Annotated in this window: 21 protein-coding genes; 9 read left to right on the top strand and 12 right to left on the bottom strand. The window is 45.3% G+C overall.

Annotated features, from left to right (window positions below):
• Positions 1 to 305: 305 nt before the first annotated feature.
• Together KQI32_RS08065 and KQI32_RS08060 are read right to left on the bottom strand one after the other, a co-directional pair.
• Positions 306 to 1,556, bottom strand: coding sequence for a P-loop NTPase (locus tag KQI32_RS08065; RefSeq protein ID WP_177691506.1), 1,251 nt, complete (start codon positions 1,554 to 1,556; stop codon positions 306 to 308).
• Positions 1,549 to 1,899, bottom strand: coding sequence for a DUF134 domain-containing protein (locus KQI32_RS08060; protein WP_177691505.1), 351 nt, complete (start codon positions 1,897 to 1,899; stop codon positions 1,549 to 1,551). Before KQI32_RS08060 ends, KQI32_RS08065 begins: the two co-directional genes overlap by 8 nt.
• A gap of 200 nt (positions 1,900 to 2,099) precedes the next feature.
• Here KQI32_RS08060 and KQI32_RS08055 point away from each other — a divergent pair, with 200 nt between their 5' ends.
• Both KQI32_RS08055 and KQI32_RS08050 read left to right on the top strand, forming a co-directional pair.
• Positions 2,100 to 2,357, top strand: coding sequence for a helix-hairpin-helix domain-containing protein (locus tag KQI32_RS08055; protein WP_177691504.1), 258 nt, complete (start codon positions 2,100 to 2,102; stop codon positions 2,355 to 2,357).
• Positions 2,358 to 2,473: 116 nt separating this feature from the next.
• Positions 2,474 to 3,103 (top strand): superoxide dismutase, encoded by a 630-nt coding sequence (locus tag KQI32_RS08050; protein WP_253291117.1) that lies wholly within the window; start codon positions 2,474 to 2,476, stop codon positions 3,101 to 3,103.
• A 134-nt stretch (positions 3,104 to 3,237) separates the two neighbouring features.
• Here the strand turns inward: KQI32_RS08050 and KQI32_RS08045 are convergent, their stop codons facing one another.
• Together KQI32_RS08045 and KQI32_RS08040 are read right to left on the bottom strand one after the other, a co-directional pair.
• Positions 3,238 to 3,438: a helix-turn-helix domain-containing protein gene (locus KQI32_RS08045; protein WP_177691503.1), complete on the bottom strand. Its 201-nt coding sequence runs from the start codon at positions 3,436 to 3,438 to the stop codon at positions 3,238 to 3,240.
• A 111-nt stretch (positions 3,439 to 3,549) separates the two neighbouring features.
• Complete coding sequence (locus tag KQI32_RS08040; RefSeq protein ID WP_305854631.1) at positions 3,550 to 3,753, bottom strand: helix-turn-helix domain-containing protein; 204 nt, start codon at positions 3,751 to 3,753, stop codon at positions 3,550 to 3,552.
• Positions 3,754 to 3,869: 116 nt separating this feature from the next.
• Here KQI32_RS08040 and KQI32_RS08035 point away from each other — a divergent pair, with 116 nt between their 5' ends.
• The gene (locus KQI32_RS08035) at positions 3,870 to 4,127 is read left to right on the top strand and encodes a helix-turn-helix transcriptional regulator (protein ID WP_177691501.1); all 258 of its coding nucleotides are present in this window, start codon (positions 3,870 to 3,872) and stop codon (positions 4,125 to 4,127) included.
• A gap of 79 nt (positions 4,128 to 4,206) precedes the next feature.
• Here KQI32_RS08035 and KQI32_RS08030 read toward each other — a convergent pair whose 3' ends face one another.
• Both KQI32_RS08030 and KQI32_RS08025 read right to left on the bottom strand, forming a co-directional pair.
• A complete protein-coding gene (locus KQI32_RS08030) occupies positions 4,207 to 6,129 on the bottom strand; it encodes a M56 family metallopeptidase (RefSeq protein WP_216424628.1) in 1,923 nt (640 codons plus the stop codon).
• A 2-nt stretch (positions 6,130 to 6,131) separates the two neighbouring features.
• The gene (locus KQI32_RS08025; protein ID WP_177691499.1) at positions 6,132 to 6,503 is read right to left on the bottom strand and encodes a BlaI/MecI/CopY family transcriptional regulator; all 372 of its coding nucleotides are present in this window, start codon (positions 6,501 to 6,503) and stop codon (positions 6,132 to 6,134) included.
• 323 nt (positions 6,504 to 6,826) lie between these two features.
• Here KQI32_RS08025 and KQI32_RS08020 point away from each other — a divergent pair, with 323 nt between their 5' ends.
• From KQI32_RS08020 to KQI32_RS08010, 3 genes are read left to right on the top strand one after another with little or no spacing between them, the layout of a single operon-like run.
• Positions 6,827 to 8,446: an S-layer homology domain-containing protein gene (locus tag KQI32_RS08020; protein ID WP_216424627.1), complete on the top strand. Its 1,620-nt coding sequence runs from the start codon at positions 6,827 to 6,829 to the stop codon at positions 8,444 to 8,446.
• Complete coding sequence (locus tag KQI32_RS08015; protein WP_216424626.1) at positions 8,443 to 10,062, top strand: hypothetical protein; 1,620 nt, start codon at positions 8,443 to 8,445, stop codon at positions 10,060 to 10,062. Before KQI32_RS08020 ends, KQI32_RS08015 begins: the two co-directional genes overlap by 4 nt.
• A gap of 57 nt (positions 10,063 to 10,119) precedes the next feature.
• Complete coding sequence (locus KQI32_RS08010) at positions 10,120 to 10,329, top strand: PspC domain-containing protein (protein WP_216424625.1); 210 nt, start codon at positions 10,120 to 10,122, stop codon at positions 10,327 to 10,329.
• Between the two features lie 190 nt (positions 10,330 to 10,519).
• Here KQI32_RS08010 and KQI32_RS08005 read toward each other — a convergent pair whose 3' ends face one another.
• The gene (locus tag KQI32_RS08005) at positions 10,520 to 10,765 is read right to left on the bottom strand and encodes a hypothetical protein (RefSeq protein WP_216424624.1); all 246 of its coding nucleotides are present in this window, start codon (positions 10,763 to 10,765) and stop codon (positions 10,520 to 10,522) included.
• Positions 10,766 to 10,844: 79 nt separating this feature from the next.
• Here KQI32_RS08005 and KQI32_RS08000 point away from each other — a divergent pair, with 79 nt between their 5' ends.
• On the top strand, positions 10,845 to 11,873 hold the full coding sequence (locus KQI32_RS08000) for a sugar kinase (protein WP_216424623.1): 1,029 nt from the start codon (positions 10,845 to 10,847) through the stop codon (positions 11,871 to 11,873).
• A 408-nt stretch (positions 11,874 to 12,281) separates the two neighbouring features.
• Here the strand turns inward: KQI32_RS08000 and KQI32_RS07995 are convergent, their stop codons facing one another.
• Positions 12,282 to 13,970, bottom strand: a complete 1,689-nt coding sequence (locus tag KQI32_RS07995; RefSeq protein WP_177691493.1) for a glycoside hydrolase family 26 protein — start codon at positions 13,968 to 13,970, stop codon at positions 12,282 to 12,284.
• Between the two features lie 367 nt (positions 13,971 to 14,337).
• Positions 14,338 to 14,574 carry a helix-turn-helix domain-containing protein gene (locus KQI32_RS07990; protein ID WP_177691492.1) on the bottom strand — a complete coding sequence of 79 codons (237 nt, stop codon included), beginning with the start codon at positions 14,572 to 14,574 and terminating at the stop codon, positions 14,338 to 14,340.
• Positions 14,575 to 14,685: 111 nt separating this feature from the next.
• Between KQI32_RS07990 and KQI32_RS07985 the strand changes: the two genes are divergently transcribed.
• Positions 14,686 to 14,835 (top strand): hypothetical protein, encoded by a 150-nt coding sequence (locus KQI32_RS07985; protein WP_177691491.1) that lies wholly within the window; start codon positions 14,686 to 14,688, stop codon positions 14,833 to 14,835.
• Between the two features lie 52 nt (positions 14,836 to 14,887).
• Here the strand turns inward: KQI32_RS07985 and KQI32_RS07980 are convergent, their stop codons facing one another.
• Positions 14,888 to 15,184, bottom strand: a complete 297-nt coding sequence (locus KQI32_RS07980; RefSeq protein ID WP_177691490.1) for a helix-turn-helix domain-containing protein — start codon at positions 15,182 to 15,184, stop codon at positions 14,888 to 14,890.
• Between the two features lie 158 nt (positions 15,185 to 15,342).
• Between KQI32_RS07980 and KQI32_RS07975 the strand changes: the two genes are divergently transcribed.
• Positions 15,343 to 15,894 carry a hypothetical protein gene (locus KQI32_RS07975; protein WP_177691489.1) on the top strand — a complete coding sequence of 184 codons (552 nt, stop codon included), beginning with the start codon at positions 15,343 to 15,345 and terminating at the stop codon, positions 15,892 to 15,894.
• 122 nt (positions 15,895 to 16,016) lie between these two features.
• On the opposite strand, the gene KQI32_RS07970 is transcribed toward KQI32_RS07975, so the two are convergent.
• Both KQI32_RS07970 and KQI32_RS07965 read right to left on the bottom strand, forming a co-directional pair.
• Positions 16,017 to 17,312 (bottom strand): transcriptional regulator, encoded by a 1,296-nt coding sequence (locus KQI32_RS07970; RefSeq protein ID WP_253291116.1) that lies wholly within the window; start codon positions 17,310 to 17,312, stop codon positions 16,017 to 16,019.
• The gene (locus KQI32_RS07965; RefSeq protein ID WP_216424622.1) at positions 17,305 to 18,141 is read right to left on the bottom strand and encodes a DNA adenine methylase; all 837 of its coding nucleotides are present in this window, start codon (positions 18,139 to 18,141) and stop codon (positions 17,305 to 17,307) included. Before KQI32_RS07965 ends, KQI32_RS07970 begins: the two co-directional genes overlap by 8 nt.
• Between the last annotated feature and the right edge of the window lie 282 nt (positions 18,142 to 18,423).

The following is an 18,423-nucleotide window of genomic DNA, read 5'->3' as shown; positions in this document are numbered from 1 at the left end:
TTTCCACAGCAGCAACAATGGCTCTCATCATCCATTTTTATTACCTCTTATTCAAAAACAATTTAGTGTAAGCGGAGACTATCTATGCTTAAGAAGCACAAAAAGGGCAGACCAATCCGGTCTGTCCTTTTCGGATCCTTTTATGAAATTGCATAAATGAGGGTCTGCGTCCATCATCACACCGTCGCTTTACGAAATAGATTGATACATGGAAAAAGGAATCCTTCACCGAAAAAAGAGCGGGCTCCTTTCTCCAACTATATACATAGTAATCTATTTTGCAGGTTTTGTCAATCTATATTTTTTTAACAATGGTTCCCGCAGGTATGTCCACAGTCCTCTCCGCCGTGTTCATGATCGTGATGATTGCAGGTGAAATCGGCGTCATGCTTCAACGTGCCCTGAAGATAATTTTTGACCGCGTCCTCAACGCTGCCGGAAGCGCCTGCTACCAGTTCTACACCGAGGGAGGCGAGTGCGTCCTTCGCACCCTGACCGATACCGCCGCAGATTAACACGTCCACCTGATTGTCATGCAGCATGCCTGCCAGTGCGGAATGCCCGTTACCCTCAGTATCCATCCGATCCTTAGAGATGATTTCATTTTCCTTTACATCGAAGAGGGTAAAGGATTTACATTTTCCGAAATGCTGAAAAATTTCGGAACCTTCGGTTGTAACAGCAATTCTTTTCACAGTTTTACCGCTCCCTTCTTTTTTTTCATCCAATAAAGCTTCTATTTTATTTGCAGTGTCTGTCAGCAAATCACAATCGATTTCCTCTACCCGGCCTGCGTCGCAGAGCTGGGCAACCGCCGGATTAATCGGCAGCTTGGCCAGGACATCCATTTCAAATTCTCCGGCAATCTCGTCAATGTGGCTCTCGCCGAATACATTGATTTTCTTGCCGCAGTCCGGACATTCCAAATAGCTGTAGTTCTCTATGATTCCCAGAATGGGTATATTCATCAGTTTTGCCATATTGGCCGCTTTGGCCACGATCATGGAAACCAATTCCTGCGGAGAGGTGACGATGATAATTCCGTCCAGTGGAATGGACTGAAATACGGTAAGCGGCACATCTCCGGTTCCGGGGGGCATATCTACGAACATAAAGTCTACATCCTCCCATACTGTATCGCTCCAGAACTGCTTGACCGTCCCGGCGATAATCGGGCCTCTCCATACCACAGGGGCACTGTCGTTTTCCAGGAGAAGGTTGATGGACATTACGTCAATTCCTTTTTCGGATTTTACAGGGAGTAAGCCGAAATCATGCGCCTCGGCTTTTTCAGTCATTCCAAACACTTTTGGAATGGAAGGACCGGTGATATCCGCATCCAAAACGGCACTGTGATATCCTTTCCGGTTCATCAGCACGGCCAGGGAAGCGGTAACCATGGATTTACCGACGCCGCCTTTGCCGCTGACTACGCCAATTACTTTTTTTACGCTGCTCATGCTGTTTAACGGCTCAATAAAATCAGCCGGATTTGTCTGGCGGGAACTGCAGTCTGCACTGCAGCTGCCGCATTCATGGGAACAATTTTCACTCATGATCGTTATCTCCTTTGAAAGTACATTTTTTACATTGTTTCCGGCATTCACAGAAGCCCTTGGCGAGCTCGTAATTGCCGCCTTCTATCTTGATCCCCTTGCCCCCGCAAAGGGCGGCTGCGGACTTCTTTCTTGCCGCATAGAGAATCCTCTGGAAGGTACCGCGGGACACACCCATCCGTTCTGCGGCGGAATCCTGTTCAAGGTTTTCCATATCACAAAGCCGGATGGCTTCCAGCTCCTCCACGCTGAGGGTAATATAATCAGCACAGCCATTTTCAGGGGAAAATATGCGGTTTTCCGGTTCCCTGCATACCCGCCGGCATTTGATGTTCCTTGGCATGTTCCACCTCCTGAACGTTTCCGCTTTCGAGCACATTGCCCGCATGACATAAATGAGCATATGCACACTATTATTAGTATAATGTGCATATGCCCGTTTGTCAAGGGATAATTTTATCAAACTTTTTCATAGAAGTCTCAAAAATCGTTGCTTTCCTTTTGATTATTTATTATGATAGAGGCAGAAAGGAGGTTGATCTTATGAAAACCGATTTGCAGAATATCCCTGGTGTGGGAAGAAAAACGGAAGAAGATCTCATTGCACTGGGCTATACTACCATTGATTCGTTAAAGGGGCAGAATCCCGAGGAGATCTATCAGCGGGATTGTGCCCGCCGCGGTTTTATCATTGATCGCTGCCAGCTGTATGTCTACCGCTGTGCTGTATATTTTGCAGAGACAAAATATCCGGATCCGGAAAAATGTAAATGGTGGTATTGGAAGGACGGGGCAGAATAAATAAGGAAGCGCATCCTGTGATCCATGTTTCGGTTCCGCTTCCTGCAATTTCTTCCTTCCCTTTGATGACACATAAAAGAAAAGAGGGAATACAATGAAAGCAGGAGGTGAGCTGTTTGGAACAGCGAAAAAAATATACACTGCGTCCGCTCCCTTATGCCTATGATGCGCTGGAACCTTTTATCGACGAGCGTACCATGCGCATTCATCACGATAAGCATTTGGGAACCTATGTGGACAATCTAAACAAGGCGTTGGATCAATATCCGGTTTTATATCAGTTCCCATTGGAGCGTTTATTATACAACATACAATACCTTCCCAAAGAGATTCAGACTGCCGTGCGCAACAATGGCGGCGGCGTGTACAACCACAATTTTTTCTTTGAGGGGATGGCGCCCTCTTCCCAGAGCAAGCCGGAAGGAAAAATCATCAAAGAGATAGAAAGTCAGTTTGGATCGCTGAAGGCTTTTCAGGATAAGATGAAGGAAGCGGCTCTTTCTGTTTTCGGATCCGGCTGGGCATGGCTTGTCAAAAATCCTCAAAGCGGGCGTCTGATGATTGTGACAACCCCCAATCAGGATACACCGCTTCCCGGTAACCTGATTCCGCTTCTCAATCTGGACGTATGGGAGCACGCCTATTACTTAAAGTATCAGAACCGGCGCGCGGATTATATTGATAATTGGTTTCATGTGATGAATTGGGATATGGTAAACAAGCGCTTTGAAAATACAGAGAAGTAGTGTACGGGGGAGAAAAGTCCCTCTTGTGCAAAGGGAGCTGTCAGCGGCAGCTGACTGAGGGATTGTCAAAAAACATTTTTACAACCCCTCCGAGCAACTTTGTTGCCAACCTCCCCTTACACAGGGGAGGCTTTTTATTTGCCCCAATCCAAAAGGTAATTAGGGGATACATGATAAAAATTGCACAACATTATTAATGATTCAATCGGAAGGGCGCGTGTGCCGCGTTCATATTGAGAATAGGTTGATTGGGCAATTCCTAAGATATCTGCAATTTGTTTTTGAGAATAATCATTATCTTCTCTCAGTGCCTTTAATTTTTCTAAATAAGTCATATACATTCACCTCAAATATGATTATATATTAATTCGAATTGAAGTATTGACTTTTAATTCAAAATGAATTAAAATTAAATCAATAATATACCATAGTACTTACAGATGAATTTAGTAATCTTTATTTTCTTGCAATCCCAAGATAGAATTAGACGAGATATGGTAAAAGCGACATAGTGTAATAAAATGTTCAATCGGAAGAGCCCGTACACCACGTTCATATTGGGAATAAGTAGTTTGTGCGACGCCTAGAATTTTTGCTATCTGTTCTTGACTATAGTCATTATCCGTTCTTAAGGTTTTAAATTTCTTCATATAATCCATTCAGAATCACCTCAATATCTATTTTACATAAAAAGATATTGAATTGTTGATTTTAATTCAAAATGAATTGAAATAAAATGAAAATAGAAAAAGGAGATACTTATCTTATGGAAAAAAACAAAGAATTAGCTTGTGTGCAAGAGACAGTTTTCCGATTATACAAAAACGTGAAGTATTTAAGGCTGAAAAACGGACTGACGATTGAGCAAATGGCTGATATCATGAAAATCAGCATAGGGAGGCTGAAAGCAGTGGAAGACTGCAAAAAGACGAGGCTGCTGTGCGACTATCACATCAAACATGTTTGTGACTATTTTCATGTCAATGCAAACGAACTATTTCGAAAGGATTTGAAAAAAGAGTAGCAGATTATTTAAGAGTTGGTTGCAATTGCTTAATAATATTTTGCAGGGGACGATGCCTTTACATCGCCCCCTGCGGTTTTTAATACAGATAAGCGGAAAGCTTCGCCTCGCCGCCATAAGGCTCATCCGTGCTGAACATTATTTTGAAGATATGTCCCGCATTTTCACTAGGTGTATAGGAAAGGCGCATACCTACTGCCATTGACGGAATCCAGTCTACCGTTTTCCCAGTGGAAAGATCGATGATAGCGACATTCATAGTCGGCATACTCTCCGAAGTTTCCTCAATATTGAAGGCAAGGGTTTTCCCCGCGGGAATAACAAAGCTTTCTGCAAATTGTTTGCCCTGATTGCCGTCTATATTTTGATTTAATGAAACCTTCTCCTCCCAGAACCGGTAAGCAACATCAATTTTGTTTCCCTCGCTCAAGACCTCGTAAGACAAGGTTCCGCCGTCCGCTGTAGGAGTCCGGAACATCGGCTGAAACTCTGTCGGTTCCTGAACCGCGGTGATGATGTACACGCCGCGTCTCATCAGTTCCCGGATAAAGGCGGGATGGTCATAATCCCACTCCGGTAATCTTTGGCCAAGAGGGTCTTTATAGTGCAGTTCATAGGAAAAACGGTTTTGAATCATTTTTTCAACAGCCGGATGGTCTGCATAACCGGCGGCTTCCTTTGCAAAAAGAACGGTTAATTCATTTTCTTCAACAGTATATTGCTTTGTGACAGCTCCCTCTGGTTTGGCAGATTCCTTTGCAGTCCATCTGCCGGTTACGCAAAGGACGGGCGTATTTCGGTTTTCATAATTGTGATATACGGTGGCGAAACCGTCTTTATCAATATAGATGCCGTTTTCCCTTACGCTCATTGCTACCCCTTCCTCATTACTGACAGGTAACTGAAGAGTGCTATTAATGTTCCATTCCAAGCTTTTGTACGCGTGATAGTAAGTGGATACACCGAATTCTTTCTCCTCCTCTCCCAGTGCGGCGGACGGCAGCAGGACAGAAGTGCATAACAGAAGGCAGGCGGTGATTCCTGCAATCAGCTTTTTGTGTTTTTTTGTTTCCATAATGAAGGAAAACCTCCTTTTCAGAATATTTTTGTTTTTGGAAAGATGGCTCACAAAAACGGGAGCAAGAGCGTGAAAGCTCAGCATCTTTAAAATCATTTCGCTGTACAGGCCGCGTTGTCCGGCGTCCATAGAACGCGTCACGGATTCATCGCAGGCGTATTCACAGCTCTCATTGATGTTGCGCACCATCAGGTAAGAGAGCGGGTTGAACCACTGAACTGCATTGACTATGGCGGCGAAAAATTTATACCAGATATCGCCGTGCTTGTAGTGCGTCAGTTCGTGACGGAAGATCAGAACCATCTCCTGTTCCGTCAGCTCCTGGCACGGCAAAATGATTTTTGGTTGAAAAAAGCCGGTCATCAAAGGGGAGTCCGTGTGTATGGAGGAAATCAAGATGACAGACCGGTGGATCCCCATCTCCTCTTTTGTCTTTTCAAGGATATCTTTTGCGGTGCCGCTGACCGGAAGGCAGCCCAGATGTGTCAGCTGATACTGATAGCGGTGATAAGCGCCCAGATAGCGAAAAAGAAGAAGGAGCGCTCCCGCTGCCCAGATTCCGAAAAGATATGCACTGTTGTCATCCGGCAGCTTGGTAGAGGGCATTTTCTCCGAAGTTTTCTGCAGCGTCTGTTCCGCAAGCGCCTGTCCGGCTGCAGGAGAAGCGGCTTGTTGTCCGTCCGTTGTCAGCTGTATCTCATTTGCTGGGGGAGCGGCGGTGAACGCTTCCATACGGCGTACCATCGGCGCCATATCCAGCTTGAGCGGAATCAGGAACATCAGCAGGGGAATGAGCCAGATATAATAGCTTTTTCGCCCTCCGCAGTATTTCAGAATCACTTTTTTTCCAAGCAGAAGAAGCACACAGGCCATACTGCCGGAAAAGGTGAGAAAGAGCAATGTTTGAAAAAAACGGTCAAACACGGTTATTCCCCCTTCTTTTTCATATAGTCTTTCAATTCTTTCAGATCGGCGGCGGTTAATCCGTCGCCGTCGAACAAGGCGCTTAGCAGACTTTTCGCAGAGCCTTTATGAACCGTGCTCAAAAAGTTTCTGGTCTGAATTTTTTTGTATTCTTTTTCGCTGATGAGTGCGGAATACTGATGAGCATGGCTCCGTCCGACCTTCTCGGAGGCGAGTACCCCCTTTTCGATCAGCCGTCCGGCCAGAGTCACAATGGTGGTCAGCTTTTTGCCCGGCAGAGCTGCCATGATCTCGCTGGAAGTCACCGTTCCTTCGGAATTCCAGACCACCTGCATAATCTCCATTTCCGCAGCTGTGATATTAAGCGGTTTCATCAAATCATCCTTTCGGTTCTACTTCTTGTTTTTTATTATACAACTTGTAGAAACGAAAGTCAAATATTTTTTTGATATATAGGAAACTATTTGGAATCATGGGCAGTTCTATGTTTCGAAAAACGGCGCGCAAAGCGGGCTTGTATTTTTTCGAATGAAAAACTTTTTATAAAGGATATTCCCTTTTTAAAAGAACTGTTCCCGATTGTTTTGGAAAGGAAGAAAATTAGTAAGAGATATAAAATATAACCTCAGTCATTTTCATGGAAAGAATTGATATTTTTTTGTTCCTATGGTAAAATCAGCCCATAGGGGGGATACTGATGAAACAAACGGCATGGTTACTGATAATCATTTTTCTTTTTGCTGCTCCGGCTTATGGAAAAGCGGAGAAGAGTGCCTTTTCGGATGTTTCGGTTTCCGATTGGTTTTATGAGGATGTGATGGAGTTAAGAGATGCAGGCGTGTTAAACGGCTATGAGGACGGAACCTTTCGCCCTTATGAGGTGATGACATGCGCGGAATTTGTCTGCGCTCTTGCCAGAACGGCTGACGCTTATATTTCACCGCGGAGTAAGCAGTATTGGGCTGTGGATTATTTGGAAAGAACGGCTTTATTTTGGATGTGGAATGAGGAGGAGGCTTCTCTGATACGTCCCAAAGATGAAAACGGTATGCCGCATATAATATTTGATGACTATACACCCCAGCAGCTTCAGGCGCTGATGGATTATTTTGAACAGCCCGTCGATCGCAAGCGTGCGTGCAGATATCTGATTCAGATGATCTATGAGCCGTTATCCTGTGATTTGGAACGGCTGAAAGAACAGACATTGGATATCGGGGATATGGAATCTTCCAAATATATATTGACCGCTTATTCCAAAGGAATTGTCGGCGGGGACGGCAATGGCAATCTTTTGCCGGATAAACTGCTCACCAGAGCGGAAGCATGTGCACTGCTCAACCGGGGAAAACTGAATTTGGAGCGCAGGCTTCCGGCACCCGCAGGGCTGTATGATCAATGCCCGAAGATCATACAGGCAGAATTTTACAGAACCTACGGAACGGCTCTGTTTTTGATGGATGAGAACAAAAGTGTATATTATTTAAGCGAAGAAGAGACACATGCCTCTTACCCGGAAAAAGTGATGGAGCAGATCCTGTTTTTGAATCAGAATTTGGCGGTTGCGTGGAATCACGATCTGTATGGCTTAAAAGGAAACGTTGTCAACTATCCGGGGAAAGGCGTATCCTATGTGCCGAGAGAATATGCTATCCGGGTGCTGGAGGGGGTTCAGTCTGTCGCCGTGGGCGGAGGAGTTGCGGGCGGAGAATATTTCGCACTTGATATGCAGGGAAATCTGTATCACTATTTTTCAGGTCAGGAAAAGGGTGTCGATTTTTGCAAAGTGATGGAAGGCGTCAAAAAGCTTGCGGATCTGGTGCGAAACGACACCTTTTCCGAAACCGATGAGGTTTACGCTCTGACAAAGACGGGGGAGCTTTTCCACTTGGATACCCAAATACCGGACGGCGCTCCGGTTTTATGTGATACCTGCGTATCCGATATCACAGGCGGAGAGACGGTTTGGGTGGAAAAAGAGGACGGGACCAAGTACTGTATCGACACAAGCTTCTATACCATACCGATTCCCTCCCATATCAGAAAAGCCAGCGTTGACCGGCAGGGCATAGGCTGTTACATTGATGACAAGGATCAGCTGTTTTGCAATTTTGTTCCGGGAAAGGAGTTTGCCGAATTTGAAAAGCTGGCAGATCACGCCGCAGATATCAAGATGGGGAAGGGAAATCTGGTGTTTATCAACCGGCAGGGAGAAGCTTTTCTGTACGGAAATTTGGGAGGAAATTATCGTTCAGGGAGCAATAACAAAAAACTGCTGCACAAGATCTATATTAAGGAAACGGAGGGTGTACAATGAAACGTATGGTTTGCCTTCTTAGCGCACTATTCCTTGTTTTTTCAGCGTGCTGCTCTGCCGGAAGTGCATCCGGGGTGACGGAATATGGAACGGATGTCCTGCGGATGCATGAGGAGGGCGTGATAAACAAAAACCGCTCCGACTTCGATTCGCAGGAAACTATCACGGTGGGCGAATTCCTCAGCTGTTTGGAAAAAATCCTGACAGAGGAAAAGCTGATTGCGGGAATCGATAGCTTTTTTCATGCCGGGGCAATCCGTTTCGGCTTTGAACATGATATTCTGGACAGCCGCAGCTATCCTGATATCTGTAGGGTTGCGTACGGCAAATACCGGCAGATTGATTCGAAACTGTTGGAACAGTCGATGGAGGTTTACGGTGCTCCGCTTCGCAGGGGACAGGCAGCGCAGATTCTGTTGTGTGCCGTAAAGGAACCGGCTGGAAGTGTTCCCGAAAAGGATGCGGAGAAGATCAGGGATATTTCAGAGGCATCGGAGGCGGAGCGGAATTTTCTTTGTACCGCCTGGAACAAAGGAATTTTTGAGACGGATGAAAAGGGAAATATTTATCCCAATCGTCCGGTTACAGTCGGAGAAGCATGTCACTATTTGAATCTCACATTTTTTGAACCCGAAAAACGCAGTGCGCAGCAGAAGAATCCGGGGAATATTTCGGTAAAACAGGCCTGCAGGCTGAATGAAAACGCCGTGCTCCTTTTGGACGAGAACGGTACTTTGTGGGGCTGGGGTATCAACGGAGAAAATGAACTGGGGCTTGGATATCGGAGCGGCTTTGAACTCTATCCCAAACAGATTGCGCAGAATGTCGTCAAATGCTGGAGCGGACGGGAAGCATATTTTTATCTGACGCAAAACAATGAGCTTTGGTATTTTACCAGCTATCAGGATATTTTAGCAGAAAAACAGGGGCAACAGCTGAGCGTGAAGCCATATCTGCTGCGAGAACATGTTCTGGATTTCTGCAATACCGGCTATGACAGCTTTGTGATCGACACCGACAATGTGCTGTATCGTCTTAAAAGCAAAATGTTCGGCGGGGATCCGCTGACTATGGGTGCTACTTTTGCCGCTTTTGACGCAGTTCAGGTAAAGACAGACGGAGGACTTTGCGTTTTTGTACTAAAAAAAGACGGCAGTCTTTCCTATTCCGATATCACGAAAAATTATTATGAAAATCTGGACGAGGAGGTTGCGGCTCTCTATGGAGCGGGTCCAAGGAATATACCGCAAGATATGTGGGAAAAATATCCTTCCGTTTTGTATTATATAAAGAAGAACGGCGAAAAATATGCGTTGCTTTCCCACATAGGGGAGGATGAAATTCAGGTTGAAAAAAGACGGATAGAAACCTCTGAAAGAGAATGTGCTTTTGTGTCGGCGCAGACAGGATATTCTGTCAATTATCATACGCGGCTTTATGTGGAAGAGAACGGTGACTTGTGGGCGGAATTTCTTTCTTCCGGGAAGAAGCAGAAGCTGATGACTTCCGTCAAACAGGTTGAAGGCGGATTGAACTTCGGTCTTGCGGTAACGGATGACGGAACGGCATATCAGATTGTAATCAATGGCGAAAACATCCGTCTATTTTCGTTTTAACTGTATTGAAAAATACTGAAAAAAGTGTATAATAAGTGGAGAGAAGGAGGTTTTTCCATGAAAAGACTTTACCGTGTGGAAGAAGGGCGTAAGCTGTGCGGCGTATGCGGCGGCATTGCGGAATATTTCAATATGGATCCGTCAGTTATCCGGGTGATCTGGGCAGTGGCGTCTGTCTTCTGGGGCGCAGGGATTATCGCCTATATCATTTGTGCATTTGTATTGCCGAACAAAAGTGAAATGCATTTTGACGATGACCAAAAGTAATCGGAAATAATGAAATCCCCCTGTTCAGCATTCAAAATAGAATGCTGAACAGGGGGATTTTTTGATAACATAAGAAATCGTACACAGTTCCATATTTAAAAAACAGAACGCGAAGTGAACTTGTATTTTTCGGAAAAAAACTTTTTTATAGAAAATCAAAAAAGAAAGAAACCTTATTTTTATTAGTGTATCATCTTTGCTTCAGTCCCATGAGAACGCCAATTGCAATCAGCTTCTTTTTTTCCTCTGTAAGATCACGGAAAAGATTGAGCAATTCGCCTTCTCTGGAGGTTAAAGTGGTGTCCAGCAACTTGTTCAAAGGCTGCTTGATATCCGTATGTTCTATAATATAATCAACGGAGGTTCCGAAATAAGAAGCTAATTTTTTTAGAATATCCACGTTGGGCTGATTTTTATGGATAACGTCCATTGACATTCCGGCGGGAAAGCCTTATACTGAAACAGGCAAATGGGGATTGCCGAGAAACATCGTTTTAGAAGTGAGGAGTAAGAGAATGGACTTTATCAAGAAAGGCAAAGAATTTGATCTGGTGGGATTCGGCGAGGTTATGCTGCGTCTGTCTCCGCAGAATAAAGAGAAGATATCGCAAAGCGAAGTGTTTGAGAAAAACGCGGGCGGTTCCGAGCTAAACGTGGTATCCGGGGCGGCTGTGCTTGGCGTGCGCTCGGCCATTATCACAAAACTGCCGGAAAGCAAGATCGGGCACTTTATCCGCAACAAAATCCGCTATGGAAATGTCAGCGACGACTATGTGGTCTATGACACGTCGGAGGAAAAACGGCTTGGGATTTATTATTATGAAAGCGGCGCTTACCCGCGGAAATCTTCGGTGATATACGACCGTGCAGCCTCTTCCATGACCACCCTTTCGCTGAAGGAAATCGAGCCGGATATCTATGACAAGACGGGTGTTTTTCACATCAGCAGCATCTCTTTGGCGCTGAACAAAAAACTTCGGGAAACAGCCGTTTCTCTGATCAAAAATTTTCATGCGAAGGGGGTTGCCATTTCCTTTGACGTAAACTACAGGGCTTCCCTCTGGAGCGAGGAGGAAGCTAGAAAAACCATCGAATCGGTGCTTCCTTATGTGGATATCCTGTTCGTTTCGGAGGAAACCTCCAGAAGGATGTTCCAGAAAACCGGAACACTGGAAGAGATCATGAAAAGCTATTGTGATGAATTCGGCTGTAAGCTGGTGGCCACGACACAGCGTGTTGTCAAAAGCCCCACCAGACATAATTTTTCTTCAAAAGTGTATTATGACGGGCAGTTCTATGAGGAAAAGCCCTATGAGAATATTGAGGTTGTGGATCGGATTGGAAGCGGTGACGCTTATGTTGCAGGAATGCTGTACGGGCTCATCCAGCATTCGGATGTCCGCCGGGCGGTACAGATCGGAAATGCCATGGCGGCGGTGAAAAACACAGTGAACGGGGATATGTGTGCAAGTAGTATCGGCGAAATTGAGGGAATCATCAAGGCGCACACCGCGGAAGGCGTTCAGAGTGAGATGGACAGGTAGCCCTATCCTTTGAGACTTTCAGAGCGGGAGAGTTAAGCAGTAGGGAGTCGAACACAATATGGTTTCCACAGGCAAATTTTCCGCAATCCTGTGTCAAAATGCTCGTCAATCCGTCAGGATTATCTGCGCTTTTTCCTTGTCTTACAAAAAATTTGCTCTGTGGAAACTCTGCGACCCTGCATGCAGGAATCTTTCGAGCAATTCGTTTTTTTGGTGCGTAAGGGTGCAGCAAGGCTGACGCCTTGCAAGACCGACAATCCGAAAAGGCGAAAGTTTAACAAGTGCAGGGCATATAGGGTTCGACTCCCTAATGCTTAAGCCTGCCGTTTTTATGAGAACAGAAAAAAGGCAATGGAAGTGAACTGCACCAATTTGTGCGGTTCAGGAATCCATTGCCTTTCTTTTTCTTCAATTGCCAAATAAATTTTTCAAACGGAACTTATTCTGCTTTTTATAATAATCCTCCAGCCAGACCAGACCGTCCTTGAAGGCCTGCGTTGTCTCCGGCGTTTCATCCAGAAAATAGGGTCTTGCCACTTGCTTATAGGTTGCGTCCCGCATATCATAGTCGGCACTGCTCCACCACAGAGCCATTTTCACGTTGGGATAGTTTACAATGCTCTGGAACATATCGGTAATCCATGCCGCTTTGTCGCCGCCTACAGAGCTGGAAGCAAACTCGGTGATGATAAAGGGGAAGTCGCTGTAAAACTGCATGTATTTTTCATAGGGTTCCTTATAAATTTCGTCAAAGGTACGCCATTTTTCATGGAATATATCCGCATAGTAGGTTCCCGTGTTGTAACCGGTCATTCCTATCATATGGACATAAGCCTCCCCGGGAAAATAGGCGGTAAACGAGTTCCAGTGGCAGGGAGGGCAGTCCTCTGCATTGGGATTGAAAATCCAGATGGCGTTGTCCACACCTTCCTCCTGGAAGATATCATAAATTCTGCGCCAGTTTTCCACAAAGATTTCCGGATCTGACAAAGCCGCCACGCCGGAATAGTTCACCCAGTCACTGTTCATTTCATTGTTCAGACGGAACAGGAAGGGATGACCGAAGGCTTTCGCACCACGGGCAAAGCTGCGGATGGTCTCATCCTCCAGACCGTCATAAACGGCAAAGTTGGGGTTCAGCCCAAACAGATCGCCGTTGGCGTGATAGGATATCTGCAGGGTCAATTCCGTGATTTTTCCGTGATCGTACATTCTTTGCAGTTCTTCGGCGGGGAAATTCGGTGACAGGTTCACATAGTGCAGGGCAAAATCAAATTCATGATCCACCTTCTTTTCGATATCCGAAAACCATCCATACCGCTTTTCATCCTTATAGGATCCGTCCACAAACAGCCCCCATTTAATCTCGTCCTGTTCCAGCAGGCTGGTGTAAAGGGCTTTTGTCTCTTTGTTCCAGTCTGGCATATGGTGCTTGTAAGCGGTCTTATATTTGTTTTCCCCCTTCAGGGTAATCTCCCGGAAGGACTGGATGATTGTCTCAATTTTGTCCTTACTGGCTTCGTAATCCTTGGATTTAAACATCACCCGGAAAAAGGCCTGTTTCCCTGTTTGGGATAAAACATAAAAATAGGTGTAGGAGTTCTGGCGGGGTACAAGCTGTTCTTCGGGTTCCCTCGTCAGGGAGATCAGCCTTGCCTTTGCACCGCTTTCCATGGTGAACTCTTTGTTTTCATGGATGTTGATATTGTTTTTCTCAATATACCGGTCATTTAAAATATAGTTGTTCAGATATTCTTCGATATACCAGGACACATCCTCATAGGGCGCCCATTCCCGGGTGACAATGGCGGTGGTATCCTCATCATAAAACTTGATAAAGCTGGGACTGTTTGTGATGTCATACTGCATGGAAGCGGGAAACTCCAAGCTGTATCCCTTCGGATGATCCATCAGCACCTTTTTCCCGTCCGCCGTCTCGATAATCTCTTCCTCAATCGGTTTTGCCTGGTTTACTTTATTGGTTATTTTCGTGATAATCTGATTCGCAAAATCCCGGTTCAGAACATATACAGCGCTCACTGCAACTGCACCGCAAAGGCAGAGAATCACCAGAGTCCATAAAATCTTCTTTTTCATACCTTCTCCTCAGTATTTATTTTGAGCATTAGAGAACTCGAATGCTTTCTATCCAAAAGTATAATGGAAAAACAGGGAAAAGTCAATGGCGGGAAGGGAAAAGATACAGGCACCGGCTCCTGCAAGATGGAACGGAAGACTTCCAGTTGATTCGGAAGGAGCAAGCCCCTTCCCTACGTGGCAAGACGATTCATTTCATGAAGCGTGGGTGCATTCTGAAATAGAATTCATAAAGTCCTCTTAACCTCCCAAATATCGTATTTGATAGATTTTGTCTCATTATGAATCGTTTTAAAAAATTCTGATAGCTCATTCCATTTGTTTATAAAGCCAATTGCATAACTTTTTTTCTGCCATATTAATATCACTATTTTAAAAGTTCTTCATAAGAGGTATCCAAAACAATTTTAAGTGCTTTTAGCTGGCTGGCATAAATATGTTGGATACCTCTTTCAATTTTTACAAGTGACTCTCTTGTGATATCAACACCCATCAATTGTATTTGCCGAACAATTTCCACCTGCTTGATTTTTTTCAGTTTCCTGATGCTTTTAATGTTTTGACCTATATGAATGGTATCCTGCTTAATCTTTTGTTCTTCCATACGAATTCCTCCCATTATGGACTGAAATAAGCACATTTTTGATTGATTATATAGTTAATGTGTGTTATAATGGGACTAGTATGAGTTCATTTTGAAATTCAGGTGAAATATATGATAATTGATGTGACAGGAATTGTGTTAACGCCGGGAAACGGCGGGAAGGACTGTCTTGGAGACGGAGAACATACGGATGAAAAAGGAAATCGGATCGAATGCTGCTGTGACGAATGCGATTATTTACAGTACTGTTTGGAGCATTAGAGAACCGGACAAAAGGGCGGAAAAAATAGCGGTTCCGCTGCGGTACCGCTATTTAAACTTGATTTGCTTTTCGGAAGTTTTCAACGAGAGTGGCAAGAATATGTTCCTGCTCCTCTGTGAGGCCATCGATCAAAAGCCGGCGTTTTGTGTCTACGCCCAGAAGATAATCGGTTGTGACGCCGTACAGATAAGCAAGCTTTGTGATTACGCTGACAGGAGGCGTATTGATATTGTTTTCATAACTGCTGATGCTGGATTTTGTCGTCTGCAGTTTTTTTGCTACCTGTTCCTGGGTGAGATTGTTTTTTTCGCGCAGTTCCTTTAATTGCCTGCCAAAGTCATAAACCATATCGGATCACTTCCTTTCTAACAATAGTTTAAAAGTTTTAAGTAAGTTTATAATGTATATTATATACAAAATATATATTTATAATTGACTAACTGGTTTTTTTCGTTTATAATGGAAATGATATTATAATATGTGAAATTAAGGATGAGGTGAATTGGATGAAGGAAAAGGAATGCGGCGCAAAGCTGCAGCTTATAGAGAATACCTGTTGCATGATACTGCCGGAAGAACTGCGTAAAATGGATTCCGGACAGTTTGCAAACCGCAGATTGATGCAGAAGCTGGAACGGCTTTTGCACAATTTAATAAAAAAATTTGGAATGTATCACATCGCTGTCAATCTTCCGCCGGATTCCAGCCATGATATCATTCGCCTGATGAACAAAACGCTTGAGAAATATCAGGACATCAGTCTTTATCTTGTGGGAGAATCAGAGATACAGGGAATCCGGTACGGACAGGACCGAAAGAACATAGAAAAAGAGTTATTTCCTTTTTTCGATCCGCCTGTGGGACTGAAAAGCCTACCGCCCTGTGAAAAGCGGATGGTGGATCGTTCCGACCATATTCTCATGGTTCTGCCGGGGGAAGAAGAGGAGATAGAAGGAGAACTCAGAGATATACTGGAATATGCCAAACGGCAGAATAAGAATATCATTAAGATTAATGAGAAAACACTGCAGGTGAAAGCCTATTCCAAACAGGAATGACTGTTTTTATACAAAAAAAGAAAAAAGGGCGTACTGCAAAACAAAAGTAATGCAGCACGCCTTTTTGGATTTTTTGCGTTTTTCCCTTCAAAGAGCGGAGGAAAAGATGCATTTCGATCTTTTCAGTTTTCCAACAATCCCGCTGTCCACTGAAGCCAACTGGTGACTGTGGAAGCACGTCTGTAAAAGGTGCTCTCGCTTTCTACATGGTAAAGATCCGCACGTTTCATCAGCTCGATCACCCTTTTGCGGCCGGGCAGTTCGCCGCACTGCAGCCAGATTCGCATCCCGTCGCGGAATACCTTGTGGCGGAGAAGTGCCTGCACGATTCCAAGCTGCCGCTGGCAGTAGGGAAGCTTCATCAGACCTGCGCCGGCAGCAGTCAGCTGGTAGTAGGGCTTGTGTCCCTGTCCGTAGTCTTTTTCGATGAAGCCCAGATAGCGGCCCGCGTCGGTATAGTAGTTGGTCTGGCGGATGTCGAAGGCATATTCCTGTGTTACCTCCTCACGGCTCATAGGACGATCGGACAGCAATTCGCAAAGATTGATTACCCGCTCCAGGCTGTCCGCCTGGGGAAAGGCAATCTCGGGTTCCGGTTCCGGAACCGTATGCATGACAAGGGAGACAAGATCCTCACGCCGGATAAGCGTGTCCTCGATGGTATAATTTTTTTGGCGGATCAGCCGGAGGGAATGATACTCCAGCGGATGATAAAATTGGTACTCATACAGGCTGAAAATTCCGTTGGAATAAACCAGGAAAACAGGCCGGATCCGTTTTGAAATGCGCTCTCTCCAGGCACGGTAGGGATAGTATAGCTGGCGGACCAGAAAGTCCTCTGAAATATCCCTCTTTGCCTCGATCAGCGCAAGGCTTTCCAAGCCTTCCACGGCAGCGTCAATCTCAATCTGTGCGTTTTTCACCGTAAGATTGATGTTTTCCTGTTTTCTGGTGTGAAAGATATCGAAAGAGAAGGTTTCGGATCCCATTCGTCCGGAAACAGTGGAATAAAGGGATTTCTCCTCCAGAAAATCCGCAAGGATGCCGGAGGCCAGCGCGCAGTTCAGGGCGATGGCTTCACTGGGAATGCGGTTGGGGTTCAGGCTTTGCAGATGAGGCGGCAGGGAAGCCTTCTCCACCTTTTTTTCGGACGGTTCAAAGGGATGGTAGGCCTGGAAATGGGAGATCACATAGTCTCCCCGGGACACGGGAAGTATGGACAGCCCGTTGGCTGTGAAAATCCGCGGCAGATTGATTTTGTGGTCAAATTTAGCCATCAGGCGCGGCTCCCGAAATTCCCTTATCTGGTCAGCTGAAATCGCAAAAGCTCCGGTCTCGTCAATTCGGCTTAGAATATCATATTTTTCAAACAGCGCTTCCCACGCCACATCATTTTTTCCCTTTTGTCCGCTACTCATAGTTCCGTATCACCACTTCGTCAATCTGGCCGCGCTTGCTCGCCACCGAGTTCACCGCCCGTTTTGCTTTCACAATCTTGATGTGGTAGGCGGCATACTGCTCCTTGATAAAATCTGTGGCAGAATTGGACAGCATAAATTTAACACCCCTTCGGTTTAGATCGTCGCAGCATTCCCTCAGACGAATCTGTTCATGCCTGCCAAAGCCACCTTTGCTGTAACCGGTGAAGCTTGCTGTCTCGGACACCGGATCATAGGGAGGATCCAGATAGGCGAAAGCGCCTTTGGGCAGCTGTTCCAAAACGCTTGCATAGTCCCGGTTGTAAAAGGAGACCTCCGCCTTGTTAAAATATTTACTGACCGCCCGCAGGACGTCAGCGTTTACAATGTTAGGATTTTTATAGTTTCCAAAGGGTGTGTTAAACTCTCCGGCGCTGTTGACGCGGAACAGTCCGTTGTAACAGGTTTTGTTCAGATAGATCACCCGTGAGGCTTTTTTCACCTTGGACAGGGTTTGATAAAACACGGGGTTCCGGTCCCAGTCACGCACGCTGTAGAATGCGTCCGCCTCGTTTTGATACTGCTCCAGTTCTGCGATAAGCTCTTCCACATCATCCCGGATCACCTCGTAAAGATGGATGAGCTCCTGATTGATGTCATTGACAATCGCCTTGGAGGGCTGTAAATAAAAAAACAGGGCGCCGCCGCCCACGAAGGGCTCGCAGTAAGTTGTCATCCGTTTGGGGATCAGAGGGGTCAAATCATTCAGGAGCTGGCGTTTTCCTCCCACCCATTTTACAACCGGCGCGACAAGTTTGTCTTTTTTCATGTTCTGGCACCACTTTCTTTTTTCTGTGTCAGTTCATATCTTATCACAAAACCGTTTGTTTTCCTAGATTTTTTTCATTTTTTTGCACAAGGCAGATTGTATGTCATGCTTTTCTGACAGACGAAGGGGCGGAAAATTTTATTTTCCGCCCCTTCAGCCTGTCGAAAAACGCATGGATTCCATCAAGCGAATCCACGCGTTTTTGTGTCTATTGGGAATAAAAACATGAGTATCCGATGCAGCGTGCCATGGTTCCCATCCCGCCACTTCCACATGGCCAGC

Source organism: Acetivibrio sp. MSJd-27 (genome assembly GCF_018918095.1).
In the GTDB taxonomy this organism is placed as follows: domain Bacteria; phylum Bacillota; class Clostridia; order UMGS1840; family HGM11507; genus HGM11507.
The sequence above is the reverse complement of the archived record's forward strand: the minus strand, read 5'-3'. Positions and strand labels throughout refer to the sequence as shown.